Origin of the sequence: Variovorax sp. HJSM1_2, assembly GCF_049316285.1 — a bacterium.
GTDB lineage: Bacteria > Pseudomonadota > Gammaproteobacteria > Burkholderiales > Burkholderiaceae_C > Rhodoferax_B.
In genome coordinates, this window is the sequence record NZ_JBMOXA010000029.1 from 49,352 (window position 1) to 62,733 (window position 13,382).

Consider the following 13,382-nt stretch of genomic DNA (forward strand, 5'->3'; position numbering starts at 1 on the left):
ATACCCAATGCAAATAGTTTCTATTTGCTTTTTGGTATGGGGCGCGCAAATGCCACCCCGAAGCGCTTGTATCTAAGGTGTCTGAATGAAATTCTCTCTCTCTGGTTGGACGCAAGGCCGGTCCATGGTGGCAGTGGCGGTAGCGGTTGCAGCCATCGCCGTGCTGCCCATGACGGCGTCGGCCCAGGCCGACAACGGCATCCTGGTCTACAACGCGCAGCACGCCAGCCTCACCGAAGCCTGGGCGGCCGGCTTTACCAAAGAGACCGGTATCAAGGTCACCGTGCGCAAGGGCAGCGACACCGAGTTGGCCAACCAGATTGTGCAAGAGGGCGCCGCCTCGCCGGCCGACGTGTTCTTGACCGAAAACTCGCCCGCCATGGGCCTGGTGGAAAGCGCCGGCCTGTTTGGCCCGTTGGACGCTGCCACGCTGGAGCAAGTGCCCGCCAACTTCCGCCCGGCGCATGGCCGCTGGACCGGCATTGCCGCGCGCACCACCGTCTTCGTCTACAACAAGGACAAACTCAAACCCGAGCAATTGCCCAAGTCCATGCTGGACCTGGCCGACGCCAGCTGGAAGGGTCGTTGGGGTGCTGCGCCCGCTGGCGCCGACTTCCAGGCCATCGTCAGCGCCTTGCTCGAATTGAAGGGCGAAGTCGCCACCGCCGCCTGGCTCAAGGGGCTGAAGCAAAATGCCACGCCCTACCGTGGCAACAGCGTGGTGATGAAGGCCGTGAACGCCGGGCAGATCGACGGCGGCATCATCTACCACTACTACTATTTTGGTGACCAGGCCGGCACCGGCGAGAACAGCAAAAACGTGCAACTGCACTACTTCAAGAATGAAGATCCGGGCGCGTTTGTCAGCATCTCCGGCGGCGGTGTTTTGGCCTCCAGCAAACACAAGGCGCAAGCCCAGGCGTTTGTGAAGTGGATCACCGGCAAGGGTGGCCAAGGCATTCTGCGTAGCGGGGATTCGTATGAATACGCCGTGGGTGCGGGTGCGGCGTCGAATCCAAAACTGGTACCCTTGGCCGACTTGAATGCACCTAAGGTGGAGCCTTCCAAGCTCAACAGCAAAAAAGTCACCGACCTGATGCTGCAGGCTGGCCTGCTTTGAGCACCTCTCTGAAACTCTGAATGGAAAACGTGGCGGCTTTGTCCGCCACGTTGCTTGTTGATGCAGGCTGCGCCTGAACCTTCTCTCTCTTTGCCCCATGCGGGCGCTGGCCAGGCGCTGCCCGTGCCGGTGCGCCGGCCGGCTTTTTCCTGGGCGGCCGGGCTGGCCCTGGGTGTCACCATACTGGCATTGCTGCCACTTGGCTTCATTCTGTGGGTCGGCTTTCAGACCGGCTGGCCCACCGCTTCCGCGCTGATCTTCAGGCCACGCGTTGGTGAGCTGCTGATCAACACCAGTTGGCTGGTGGTCATCGTGGTGCCGCTGTGCACGCTGCTGGCCCTGGCCCTGGCCTGGCTGACCGAGCGCAGCGATCTGCCGGGTGCGCGCTGGTGGTCGGGCCTGGCCGCGGCACCGCTGGCGGTGCCAGCCTTTGTGCACAGCTATGCCTGGGTCAGCCTGATCCCGGCCATGCACGGCTTGTGGGCCGCGGTGCTGGTGTCGGTGCTGGCGTATTTCCCGTTCATCTATCTGCCGCTGGCTGCGGCTTTGCGTCGCCTCGACCCGGCCGTGGAAGACACCGCCGCCTCGCTGGGCCTGACACCTTGGGCGGTGTTCCGCCGGGTGGTGCTGCCGCAACTGCGTCTGCCGATCTGGGGTGGCGCTTTGTTGGTGGGCCTGCACCTGCTGGCCGAGTACGGCCTGTTTGTGATGATACGTTTCGACACCTTCACCACCGCCATCGTGGACCAGTTCCAGTCCACCTTCAACGGCCCGGCGGCGAATATGCTGGCCGGCGTGTTGGTGCTTTGCTGTTTTGTGCTGCTCGGCTTGGAGGCCGGGACGCGTGGCCGCGAGCGTTATGCGCGTGTCGGCACGGGTGCGGCGCGTATGCCCTCTCCGGCCAAGCTGGGCCCGTGGATGTGGCTGTGCCTGCTGCTGCCCCTGGTAACGGCGCTGCTGTCGCTGGGTGTGCCGCTGGTCACGCTGGGCCGTTGGCTGATCGCCGGCGGGTTGGAAGTCTGGCGCTGGAACGAGATCCTGCCGACACTGGGCCAAACCATGGTCCTGGCGATCGGCGGTGCGCTGATCACCGTGGTGGCCGCCGTGCCCATGGCCTGGCTGTCGATCCGTGCACCCGGGCGCCTGCAGCGTGTGATCGAAGCCTGCAACTACATGGTGGGTTCGCTGCCCGGTGTGGTGGTGGCACTGGCGCTTGTGACCATTACCGTGCGCATCGCCATGCCCATCTACCAGACCGTGGTGACCATTTTCCTGGCTTACATGATGCTGTTCCTGCCGCGCGCCCTGGTGAGCCTGCGCGGCGGCATTGCGCAGGCGCCGGTAGAACTGGAATACGCCGCCCGCAGCCTGGGGCGCACACCCGCCCAGGCGCTGTGGGCCGTGACCATGCGTCTGGCCGCACCCGGTGCTGCGGCGGGCGTGGCCATGGTGGCGCTGGGCATCACCAACGAACTCACCGCCACCTTGCTGCTGGCACCCAATGGCACGCAAACCCTGGCCACGGCCTTCTGGTCGCTGACCGCTGAAATCGACTACATGCGTGCCGCACCCTATGCCTTTTTGATGGTGCTGCTGTCGCTGCCTTTGACCTGGCTGCTGTATGCCCAATCCAAGAAATCTGCTGGACGATGACGATGAGCTTCCTCGAAATAAAGTCCGTCACTAAACACTATGGCGCCATGCGCGCGCTCGGCGGCGTCAGCCTCAACGTGCCGGCGGGCAGCCGCACGGCCATCGTCGGCCCCTCGGGCTCGGGCAAAACCACCTTGTTGCGCATCATCGCCGGCTTTGAAGTGCCCGACACCGGCCGTGTGGCCATGGCCGGGCAGGTGCTGGCCGAAGGTGGCAATGCCGTGCCTGCACACCGCCGTGGCATCGGTTTTGTGCCGCAAGACGGCGCGCTGTTTCCGCATCTGAACGTGGCCGACAACGTGGGCTTTGGCCTGGCGCGCAACGACCCGGGTCGCCAGCAGCGTATTGAAGAATTGATGGACATGGTCTCGCTCGACAGGCTCATGCTGACGCGCCGGCCACACGAGTTGTCGGGCGGGCAGCAGCAGCGTGTGGCGCTGGCGCGTGCCTTGGCGCAACGCCCCAAGCTGATGTTGCTGGACGAGCCGTTTTCCGCACTCGACACCGGCCTGCGTGCGGCCACCCGCAAGGCCGTGGCGCAACTGCTTACTTCCGCTGGGATCACGGCCATCCTGGTGACACACGACCAGGCCGAAGCCCTGTCGTTTGCCGACCAGGTGGCGGTGATGCGTGCAGGTCTGCTGGCACAAGTTGGCCCACCGTCCGAGTTGTACCTGCGCCCGGTGGACGCGAGCACCGCCGGTTTCCTGGGCGAAGCCGTGGTGCTGCCCGCGCAGTTGGACGGCGGCTGGGCCGAATGTGTGCTGGGCCGCGTGCCGGTGAACGACAAGCTGCGTTCGGGCGAAGCCAGCATCATGGTGCGCCCCGAGCAACTCGAATGGCAGGACGTGGCCGCAGCCCAGGGTGTGGTGGATGCCGACCCTTGCTGCTACGGCACCGTGACCGACGTGGACTACGGCGGCCCGATCTGCGGCCTGACCGTGCACCTGAAGGGCGCCGACGTGGATACCGCGCCCTTGCTGGTGCGCAGCCACGGCATCGAGGTGCCGGCCGTGGGCGCCACGGTACGCATCAGCGTGCGCGGGCAGGCGCATGTGTTTGCCGGGGCGTAGAAAACTATCGTTTTTGTAGCTGCTCACGCAGCTGCGACAAGTGTTGGTGATTGCAGCGCCAAACAGCGGGACTGTGCATCCGCATCAAGCCTTGCTGTTTGGTCGTGTCACCGCCCAAGCCGAGGCCACGATCAGCAGCCCGCCCAGCCAGCCCTGCGGCGTGATGTGATCGCCCAGCCACAGCACGGCGATGAGTGCGCCCCATAACGGCTCGCTGCCCATCAGCAAGGCCACACGCGAAGGGCTGGTGCGCGACGCCGCATGGTTCTGCACGAAGAACGCGAACAGCGTGCACAACAACACCAAAAAAGCCATGGCCGACCAGAACGACGCCGTGTGTGGCAACGGCGCCCATGTGGCGCCCGGCACAACACACATCAACGCAGCCGAGCCCAGGGTCATCACAGCCATTTGCACCGCCGTCATCGTGAGCGCGGGCAGGCCATGGCGTTGCCCGTGGCGGCGTGTCAGGCAGACCATGGTGCCGCGCAACAGGGCCGCCAGCACGATCAGGCCGTCGCCCCAGGTCAGGCCCGCCGTGCCGCCGTGCTGAAACGCCAACAACCCGGCGCCGGCGAGCGACAGCGCGGCCGCGGCCAGCGTGCTGCGGCTCGGGCGAATCTTGAGCAACCACCATTCACACAGCGGCGTAAAGGCCACACACAGGCTGATCAAGAAGGCCGCGTTGGAGGCGGTGCTGAGCGACACACCAAACGTCTCACACACAAAGATGGCCAACAGGTTGATGCCCAGCAGCGTCGCCCCCGCCAGCGCCGCTTTCCACGAGGGTATGGCCAGGCCGCGTAGCGCGGGCAGCAGCAATACAAAAGTCAGCCCAAAACGCAGCAGCAGAAACTGCAGCACCGGCAGTTGCGCGGTCGCCAGCTTGGCCGCGCTGTAGCTGCCGCCCCAGATCACCGCCACCAACAGCAGCAGCCACTCGACGGGGCTTAGCCACGGACGTGCGAGATTTTGAGAACCGTGAACCGCGCTTGCTGGCATGCCGCTTTCTCTCCCATAAACGAATGGGCGAATTGTTCTGATCAAACGCGCCATTGACTAGACTAGTCAGCAGAACAGGATTTATGCGCCGTGAGAACAAATGACTTCCTAGACGTAGTGCACGAACTGGTGGCGTTTGTGCGCGTGGCCGAGGCCGGCAGCTTCTCGGCTGCGGCACGCCTGCACGGGCTCACGCCCTCGGCTGTCAGCCGGCAAGTTGCGCGTCTGGAAAAGGCCATGGGTGTGGCGCTGCTACAGCGCACCACGCGGCAACTGCGCCTGACCGAAGCCGGCCTGGAAGTGCTGGAGCGCGGGCGCGAGATGGTGGCCGCCGCTCAGGCCACCATGCGCGTGGCCGAAGGCCATATGGACACACCCAAAGGCCTGGTGCGCATCAGCGCACCCAAGGCCGTTTCGCGCCACCTGCTGCACCAGCCCTTGCTGGACTTCATGCAACGTTACCCCGATGTGGATGTGCATCTGCTGGTGGTGGACCGCCTGGTCGACCCGTTGCGCGAAGGTGTTGACCTGGTGGTGCGCCTCACCGACAACCCGTCGCCGGGCCTGGTGGCGCGTGCCTTGAGGCCGGTGCGCCAACTGGTGCTGGCCAGCCCGGCCTATGTGGCGGCGCACACGCGTATTCAAACGCCAGAGGATTTGATCGCCCACAGCTGCATCTCACTCGGCGAGCAAGAACACGATAACCGCTGGCGCTTTGTGCGGGGTGATGATGCCGTGGAGGTGACGGTGGCCGGCCGCTACACCGTCAACCACAGCGAGATGCGCCTGGAGGCGATTGAAGCCGGCCTGGGTGTGGGTTGTGTGCCGGAGTTTGTGGCGCGTGATGCGCTGGCCGCCGGCCGGGTGCTGCGTTTGCTGCCCGAATGGGTTTACAACAACGACTACCAGGGCACGATGTACCTGCTGTTCTCGGCATCGCGTTACACCACGCCCAAAGTGCGCGTGTTGATCGACCACCTGGTGGCTGCACTGCAGCCTGAGTAAAACGCTGGATCAGGCCAACGTCGCTTGAGGTTGCGCCGCTGGCGCTTCGGCCACGGTGTTGATCACACCACCGCCCAGGCACACATCGCCGTCATACAACACGGCCGATTGGCCGGGTGTCACGGCCCATTGGGCTTCGGCAAAGTCCAGCTGCACACCGCCCGTGGTGTTGCTGACCAGGGTGCAGGCCGCATCGGCCTGGCGGTAGCGGCTCTTGGCGGCATAGGCGCCGGGCGCGGGCGCCTCACCCGCGACCCAACTGGTGTCGTTGGCCGTGAAGCTGTGCGACTGCAACCACGGGTGGTCGTGCCCTTGCACCACCCACAGCGTGTTTTTCTCCATGTCCTTGCGCGCGACAAACCACGGCTCGTGTTCACCGCTGCCGCGTTGTGCGCCTTTTTCCTTCACCCCGCCAATGCCCAGGCCCTGGCGCTGGCCCAGGGTGTAAAAGCTCAGGCCCTGGTGTTTGCCCAGCACCCGGCCACGCGCATCTTTGATGGGGCCGGGTTCCTTGGCGATGTAGCGGTTGAGAAAATCGCGGAACGGGCGCTCACCAATGAAGCAGATGCCGGTCGAATCTTTTTTCTTGGCGTTGGGCAGGCCAATCTCGGCGGCGATGCGGCGCACCTCGGTCTTGGGCAGCTCGCCCACCGGGAACAGGGTTTTGGCCAGCTGCGCCTGGTTCAGCCGGTGCAAAAAGTAGCTTTGGTCTTTGAGCGGGTCCAGGCCCTTGAGCAACTCGTGTTTGCCAGTGGTTTGGTTGTGGCGCACACGTGCGTAGTGGCCGGTGGCAATCTTCTCGGCACCCAGGCGCATGGCGTGGTCGAGAAAGGCCTTGAACTTGATCTCGGCATTGCACAACACATCGGGGTTGGGTGTGCGGCCGGCCTGGTATTCGCGCAGGAACTCGGCGAACACCCGGTCCTTGTACTCGGCGGCAAAGTTGACGTGTTCGATCTCTATGCCAATCACGTCGGCCACGGCGGCAGCGTCCACAAAGTCGATGTTCGACGAGCAATATTCGCTGTCGTCATCGTCTTCCCAGTTCTTCATGAAGATGCCAATCACCTCATAACCCTGCTGCTTGAGCAGCCAGGCGCTGACGGCCGAATCCACGCCGCCACTGAGGCCGACGACGACGCGTTGAGAAGAGGAGGTGATGTTGCCCATACCCAGCATTGTAAAAACCCGGCCAAGGCCGTGCTGGCGTGGGGCTGTGTAGACCACAATAAACCCATACAGGTGGTGTTGAGCGAGGATGATGAACGACGATCAAAGCATGGGCCCGTGGGTGGCCTACGTGGACGGCAGCGCCCTGCCCAACCCCGGCCGCATGGGCCTGGGTGCCGTGTGGACGGCGCCCGACGGCGCGTGCCACACCCTGTCGCAAGCCACCCATAGCATTGGCTGCAACAACGAGGCCGAGCTACGCGCCCTGATGGCGGTGTTGAGGGAGCTGCAGCGCGAGGGCGCGACTGCCATCGTGGTGCACAGCGACAACAGCGTGGTGGTGCAGCAGGTGGGCGGCCACACGGCCAAGCCCATTGCCCGGCTCGCTGCCTTGTTTGACGAAGCGCGTACGTTGTTTCAGTCGTTTGAAGACGCCCGTTTGATGTGGATACCGCAGCACCGCAATGCTGAGGCCGATGCGCTGGCACGTGCCGCCTTGGGCATGGGTGAGCGCGTGCTGAAGCTGCCGAAGAAGCGGCGGAGATAAACACGCGCCCGTTCTTGCACCCAGAAAGCCCCTAGGCCTATCATGCCCGGCATGAGCACACCACTTTTCATTCTGTTGAGCTTTGTGGCGCTTATCGCTGTCGCCGCAGGGGTTGGCGCTGTGCTCATTGCGGGCGCGCTTGCGCTGGCCGCCATGTTGCCGCAGGGCCATCCGCAGGTTGAACGTTTGCGTACCTTCGCCAGCATGGCACCGCAAAAAGCCTGGCGTTTGGCCATGGCGTTGGATACGGTTTTCTGGGTTGGCCTTTTTGCAGTCTTTGCGTATCTGACGTTCAAGTACAACTGAGCCTGAGTGTGAATGTCTGACGGGCTTTTTTGCGCGCCCTGTCACCATTCCCACCGGCCTTCAAATCCGGCATGATGCGGGCCATCTCTTGGCACTGCATAGGATCTCAAAATGTCCGACTCTTCAGCCATCGCCGTAGGGCAACTCTCCATTCGTTATCTGGTGGATGGTTCGCAGACTGAGAGCGTGGGCATGTTTGAGTTGACGGTGCCGCCGGGCTCCAACGTGCCGCCGCCGCACAGCCACACCCAAAACGACGAATGTGTTTATGTGCCGGAGGGCACGCTGCGCTACGCCGTCGGCGCCGAGACACGCGACCTGGCGGTGGGCGACACCATGCTCAGCCCGCGCGGCAGCGTGCACCAGTTTTCCAATCCGTTTGCTGCGACGGCACGCGCGTTGATCGTGCAGTCGCCAGACATTGGTGCGCAGTATTTTCGGGATGTGGGAGCGGTGGTGAACGCCGCAAGCGCCAGTGGCGGCCCGCCCGACAAGGCCGCCATGGTGGCGGTGATGGCACGCTACGGCTTGGTGCCTGCAGCACCGTCCGCGCCGCCGGCCAAGGTCTAGAACGCTAAGCCGCGCGGTCGTCATATGGCGCAAAGACCTCGGCCACCCAATCGACAAACACGCGCAGCTTGGCATTCAAATGGCGGTTGCTGGGGTAGACCACGTGCAGCGGGTGTTGCGGGCGCGTCCAATCGTCCAACACGGTTTTTAGCTGGCCGGTGGCGAGGTGCGGCGCGGCCATGAAGCGAAAGGTTTGCCCAAGGCCCATGCCCGTGAGCAAGGCCGTCAGGTGGGCGGTGCTTTCGTTCACCGCAACTACCGTTTGGCCCTGCACCGTGAGGTGTTCGTCACCCTTGTGAAACTCCAATGCAAACGCCTTGCCGGTGAGCGACGAAAAGTAGCCCACGATGGCGTGGCCGGGCACGCGTGTTTTGTCTTTCGGGTCGACCTCTCGCGCCACCAAGTCCGATGGGTGTTGCGGCACGCCGCGTGCGCCAAAGTACAGCGGGCTGGCACAGGTCACGTAGTCGAGGTGGGCGATGCGTCGTGCCACCAATGAGGTGTCGGCCAGCACGCCGCCGCGGATCACGCAGTCCACCCCTTCACCAATCAAGTCCAGTGGCCGGTCGCTCACCCCCAGGTCGAGGTGGATGTCGGGGTAGCGCGCCCTGAAGCCCGGCAGTGCGGGCAGCAGGATGAGATTCGCCAACGAAGAGCCAATGTCCACCCGCAAGCGGCCGCGTGGTTGGGTGCGCGCTTTGGCCGCGCGCTCGTCCATTTCGTCCAATTCGGCCAGCAGGCGTGTGGCGCGCTCGTAATACGCCGCGCCCTCGGGCGTCACGCTGACCTGGCGTGTGGTGCGCTGCAGCAGCTTGGCGCCGAGGTGCTGCTCCAGGTCTTGCACAAGCTTGGTGACGGTGGGGCGTGGGATGTTCAACGCGTCGGCCGACTTGGCGAAACCGCCGGATTCGACGATGCGCACAAAAACGCGAAGAGCGAGGAGTTGATCCATGGAGCTGCGGGTGTTGATGAGGGGGTGCCGTGAGGCCATTATTCAACCATATGAAATAAGAGATTCAAAAATCAATCTTTATTCATTTAAAGCCAATAAATAAACTTCGCTCACCCTTTCAACAACCACAGGAGAAATAACATGGGCACAAAACTCACAGGCAAAGTAGCGGTGATCACGGGCGCCACCACCGGCATCGGTTTGGCGGCAGCCAAGGCGTTTGCGCAAGAAGGCGCATCGGTCTACATCACCGGGCGCCGCCAGGCCGAACTGGACGCGGCAGTGGCCGCCATTGGCCCCAATGCCACGGGCGTGCAGGCCGATTCATCCAAGCTGGCCGACCTGGATCGGCTGTTTGACACCGTGCAGGCCCAACACGGCCGCATCGACGTGTTGTACGCCAACGCGGGTGGCGGCGACATGCTGCCGCTGGGCGCCATCACCGAAGCGCACTTTGACGACACGTTCAACCGCAACGTCAAAGGCGTGGTGTTCACGGTGCAGAAGGCGCTGCCGTTGTTGTCGAATGGCGCATCCGTGATCTTGGCGGGCTCTACCACCAGCATCAAGGGCACGGCCAACTTCAGCATCTACAGCGCCAGCAAGGCTGCGGTGCGCAACCTGGCGCGCAGTTGGGTGCTGGACTTGAAGGGGCGCAACATCCGCGTCAACACTTTGTCGCCCGGCCCCACACACACGCCTGGCTTGGTGGAGTTGGCCGGCCCCGACCAGGCGCAACAACAAGGCTTGCTGGACTACCTGACCACGCAGATCCCGTTGGGCCGCATGGGTTTGCCTGAAGACATCGCCAAGGCTGCAGTGTTTTTAGCCTCGGATGACTCCGCCTTTGTGAGTGGTGTGGAGTTGTTTGTCGATGGCGGTACTGCGCAGGTTTGAATGTTTGTGAGGGGCGGGCAGCGTGCTGCCACGGGTCAACGCCCCTTCTTTTGCCGGTCGGCCTTGTTCCAGCAGGCAAACTCTTGCGCGTCGGCCGCGTCACGTTCTTCAGCGCTGGGCCGATCTCTTCGATGAAGTAATTCAGCAGCGCACCGGCGGCCACATTGCCTATGCGCGGTCTTCTTTGCTGAGATCTAGGGACATGGTGGGGCCTGCTAGTCTGCGTGGGAACGACCTGCAGTTTTAGTGAGAAGAGGCCCCGAGGCGCTTCTTGAAAGCGTATGCAGCTATATCTTTGCTAGCGCTTGGCGGCGCAGTCTTGCCCGGGGGCCAGGCGCATTGGGTCGGTTTGAAACTTCGCCCAGAGTTGCCGCAAATGCAGCGATGTATCCTCAAAACCCAGCCAGCGGCAGGGCGTCTCCCAGAGCAGGCGGTGGCGGTCGCGGCTGTGCGGCAGCAGGTGTTCCACAGCCCGCAGCAAGGGGCCCACGTCCTGCCGATAAGGCGCTTTCAGAAATGGCCAATCGCTGGCCCACAGGCAGGCGTCCAGTGTGAAGTGGTCTAGTAGGGCGCGCACATAGGGCAGGGTGTCGTGGTGCGGCGGAGCTGTGGTCGAAAATTTCTGATAACCCGAGAGTTTCACGGCCGTGCGGCCATTACGCGCCATGCCCAGCAGGGTTTGAAAGCCGGCTTGGCCCACGCCGCCGGCTGCGCTGGGGCGGCCACAGTGGTCGATCAACATACGCACACCGCTGCGCTCCAGCATGGGCTTCATCTCCACCAGTTGGTCGTGCTCCACCTGCAGACTGAGCAACATGCCAAGCTCCGCCAAGTGGCGCAGCAGGGATGGCGCTGCGGCGGCCTGCGTGAAGTGCGCCGTGCCCAGCAAGGCCGCGTTCCAGGCTATGCCTATGACCCCGGCTTGGCGCAGTTGCAGCAGCGCTGCGCGGCTGGTGTGGTGCGGCACCACGGCAATGCCTTTGAAGCGGCCCTGACCCTGGGCGATCGCGTCGAGCAGGCAACGGTTGTCCTGGTTGTAGCCCGAGTTGGGGCCGACCAGCAAGGCGTGGCGCATGCCGTAGGCCTCCATCACCTGCACGTATTGGTCTAACCGGCCTTCTTCCTGCCCACTGGGCCGGTAGGCGGTGTCGGGGGCGTAGGCAAAACGTGATGGGTCCAGCACATGGCAATGGCAGTCAATCTTGGGTTCGTCAAAAATGCTCATGTGCGGTCAAGGGCCAGGGCGGGCGCTGTTACTTCGGATAAAGCAATGCGCGCACCGCGCTCAGATCGGACTGCACGCTCTGGGCGATAGAGTCGAAACCAAAGAAGCGCAGGTACTCGGGGATTTGCTGCACCAGCATTTCAAAACCGGCTTCGGCACGGATGCCCCGCGCACGGCAGGCGCGCAGCAAGGGGGTGGGCTCGCGGCTCATGATGATGTCGACCACGGCGGCGCCTGCGTCCACGCGTGCGGGGTCGAACGGCATGGGGTCGTCGGCCTTCAGGCCTTGTGAGGTGCAGTTGACGATGAGGTCAAAGCCTGCCGGGTCGGCGTTATCCGCAACGACCGCAGCGTCGCCAATCAAGGCTTGCAGGCGTGTCGCCAACGCCGCGGCGCGGTCGCGTGTGCGGTTGAACACCGCCAGGTGCGCGGGCTTGCGTTGGGCCAATGCGGCCGCCACGGCGTGGCCGCCGCCGCCCGCGCCCACCACCAGTACACGTTGGCCGGTGATGGCCATGCCAAAGTGGTCCAGGCCTTTGACGAAACCTATGCCGTCGAACAACGCGGCCTCGAGTCGGCCATCGGCATGGCGCTTCACGGCGTTCACGGCACCGGCAATCTGGGCCACGGGGTCGGTGGGCTGCAAAGTATCGGCCAGGGCCGATTTGTGCGGAATGGTGGCCCAGAAGCCACCAACGTTGTCGGCCTTCAAGCCGTGTTCCAAAAAGCCTGCCAGGGCTGTGGCGGGCAGCTTCAGCGGCACCAGCACCGCATCGACGCCATGCTGCTGGAACAGGTGGTTGTAAACCTCTGGGGCGCGTACTTGGGCAACCGGATCGCCCAGGATGTAGAAGACACGTGTGGTGCCGGTGATGTTGGGCATGGGGGGAGATGTGCGTGGGGTGGAAAGGGGCGCGCCTCCAACCCCATATGGGCCAGAGTGAGCGGGCGGAGCGCCAGTCTAGAAATGCGCGCTGGCGTGCGGAAGATGTCGCGATGTACGTCGTGATAACGCAGGGTTATCGTAGCCCCGCCGTGCTGCGCTGCAGAAGTATGAGGCGAATTAGGCTTTTAACGCCCTATGTTGTAGCCTGAGTTGCTATTTATTTAATAGCCGGCACAGATGCAAAAGCGGGGTCAGAGCGATAGGTAGACCGAGGCGTCGGTGTTCACAAAATCGAGCGGAAAGCGGCGGCCCGCAAGGTAGTCATCCAGCCCGCGTTGCAGCAGCGGTGTGCGGTGGCGCGGTGTGTGTTGCTGGATCTGCGTGGCCGTCATCCAATGGGTGCGCACAATGCCGTGGTCCAGGCGGCGCGTGCTGTCGGGGGCGCCAACCTTGCCGCAGAACGCAAACCGCAGGTAGGTGATGTCGCGGTCTTCGGCACCGTTCTGGCCCGCGCGGCGCACGCGCGACATGTAGACCCCGACCAGCGCCGTGGGGGTGAAGCTGTAGCTGGTTTCTTCCAGCACCTCGCGTACACAGGCTTCGACCAAGGATTCGCCCGACTCCAGATGGCCCGCCGGGTTGTTCAGGCGCAGGCCTTCTGGTGTGTGCTCTTCCACCAGCAGGAACTGGCCGTTTTTTTCAATCACGGCCGCCACGGTGACACTGGGTTTCCATCGATTTTTCATGTTCCTATTATTGGCCGCGCAGGCGCCGCAGTAGGGCATTCCCCTGTTAGAAAATGCATGTAAATAACGACAACTCAGGTAAGCTTGTGCGCATAAGTGCTTGTTTTTCCTCAAGTTGCGAAAACAAGGCCGCTTGGGTTTGATGGCTGAAACTTCCAAGGAGACACCATGCTGATAGGCGTGCCAGCGGAGACGGTAGCGGGGGAGCGCAGGGTGGCGCTGACCCCGGA

14 protein-coding genes are annotated in these 13,382 nt (G+C 63.5%); 8 read left to right on the forward strand and 6 right to left on the reverse strand.

Translation table 11 applies throughout. The annotated features are described in order from the left end of the window. Window positions 1–85: 85 nt before the first annotated feature. The 3 genes from ACFQ95_RS22215 (at window position 86) to ACFQ95_RS22225 (ending at window position 3,846) form a co-directional block, all read left to right on the forward strand. Window positions 86–1,120, forward strand: coding sequence for an iron ABC transporter substrate-binding protein (locus tag ACFQ95_RS22215; protein ID WP_422834555.1), 1,035 nt, complete (start codon window positions 86–88; stop codon window positions 1,118–1,120). Window positions 1,121–1,210: 90 nt separating this feature from the next. After that, entirely contained in the window at window positions 1,211–2,773 is a 1,563-nt protein-coding gene (locus ACFQ95_RS22220; protein WP_422834557.1) for an ABC transporter permease, read from the forward strand. 2 nt (window positions 2,774–2,775) lie between these two features. Beyond that, complete coding sequence (locus tag ACFQ95_RS22225) at window positions 2,776–3,846, forward strand: ABC transporter ATP-binding protein (protein ID WP_422834559.1); 1,071 nt, start codon at window positions 2,776–2,778, stop codon at window positions 3,844–3,846. 84 nt (window positions 3,847–3,930) lie between these two features. Here the strand turns inward: ACFQ95_RS22225 and ACFQ95_RS22230 are convergent, their stop codons facing one another. Next, window positions 3,931–4,848 carry a DMT family transporter gene (locus ACFQ95_RS22230; RefSeq protein ID WP_422834560.1) on the reverse strand — a complete coding sequence of 306 codons (918 nt, stop codon included), beginning with the start codon at window positions 4,846–4,848 and terminating at the stop codon, window positions 3,931–3,933. Between the two features lie 90 nt (window positions 4,849–4,938). On the opposite strand from ACFQ95_RS22230, the gene ACFQ95_RS22235 reads away from it, so the two are divergent. After that, window positions 4,939–5,853, forward strand: a complete 915-nt coding sequence (locus ACFQ95_RS22235; protein ID WP_422834562.1) for a LysR family transcriptional regulator — start codon at window positions 4,939–4,941, stop codon at window positions 5,851–5,853. 9 nt (window positions 5,854–5,862) lie between these two features. Here ACFQ95_RS22235 and mnmA read toward each other — a convergent pair whose 3' ends face one another. Continuing rightward, window positions 5,863–7,023 (reverse strand): tRNA 2-thiouridine(34) synthase MnmA, encoded by a 1,161-nt coding sequence (mnmA, locus tag ACFQ95_RS22240; RefSeq protein WP_422834564.1) that lies wholly within the window; start codon window positions 7,021–7,023, stop codon window positions 5,863–5,865. Between the two features lie 91 nt (window positions 7,024–7,114). Here mnmA and ACFQ95_RS22245 point away from each other — a divergent pair, with 91 nt between their 5' ends. From ACFQ95_RS22245 to ACFQ95_RS22255, 3 genes are all read left to right on the forward strand, one after another. Next, entirely contained in the window at window positions 7,115–7,570 is a 456-nt protein-coding gene (locus ACFQ95_RS22245) for a ribonuclease HI family protein (protein ID WP_422834566.1), read from the forward strand. A 51-nt stretch (window positions 7,571–7,621) separates the two neighbouring features. Continuing rightward, a complete protein-coding gene (locus ACFQ95_RS22250) occupies window positions 7,622–7,876 on the forward strand; it encodes a hypothetical protein (RefSeq protein WP_422834568.1) in 255 nt (84 codons plus the stop codon). Between the two features lie 111 nt (window positions 7,877–7,987). Then, window positions 7,988–8,446, forward strand: coding sequence for a cupin domain-containing protein (locus ACFQ95_RS22255; protein WP_422834570.1), 459 nt, complete (start codon window positions 7,988–7,990; stop codon window positions 8,444–8,446). Between the two features lie 4 nt (window positions 8,447–8,450). On the opposite strand, the gene ACFQ95_RS22260 is transcribed toward ACFQ95_RS22255, so the two are convergent. Further along, window positions 8,451–9,398: a LysR family transcriptional regulator gene (locus ACFQ95_RS22260; protein WP_422834572.1), complete on the reverse strand. Its 948-nt coding sequence runs from the start codon at window positions 9,396–9,398 to the stop codon at window positions 8,451–8,453. Window positions 9,399–9,539: 141 nt separating this feature from the next. Between ACFQ95_RS22260 and ACFQ95_RS22265 the strand changes: the two genes are divergently transcribed. Next, entirely contained in the window at window positions 9,540–10,295 is a 756-nt protein-coding gene (locus ACFQ95_RS22265; protein WP_422834574.1) for an SDR family oxidoreductase, read from the forward strand. A gap of 298 nt (window positions 10,296–10,593) precedes the next feature. On the opposite strand, the gene ACFQ95_RS22270 is transcribed toward ACFQ95_RS22265, so the two are convergent. From ACFQ95_RS22270 to ACFQ95_RS22280, 3 genes are all read right to left on the reverse strand, one after another. Next, on the reverse strand, window positions 10,594–11,520 hold the full coding sequence (locus ACFQ95_RS22270) for an amidohydrolase family protein (RefSeq protein ID WP_422834575.1): 927 nt from the start codon (window positions 11,518–11,520) through the stop codon (window positions 10,594–10,596). A gap of 28 nt (window positions 11,521–11,548) precedes the next feature. Then, on the reverse strand, window positions 11,549–12,403 hold the full coding sequence (locus tag ACFQ95_RS22275; protein ID WP_422834577.1) for a shikimate dehydrogenase family protein: 855 nt from the start codon (window positions 12,401–12,403) through the stop codon (window positions 11,549–11,551). 254 nt (window positions 12,404–12,657) lie between these two features. Continuing rightward, entirely contained in the window at window positions 12,658–13,152 is a 495-nt protein-coding gene (locus ACFQ95_RS22280) for an NUDIX hydrolase (protein ID WP_422834579.1), read from the reverse strand. Window positions 13,153–13,382 lie beyond the last annotated feature (230 nt).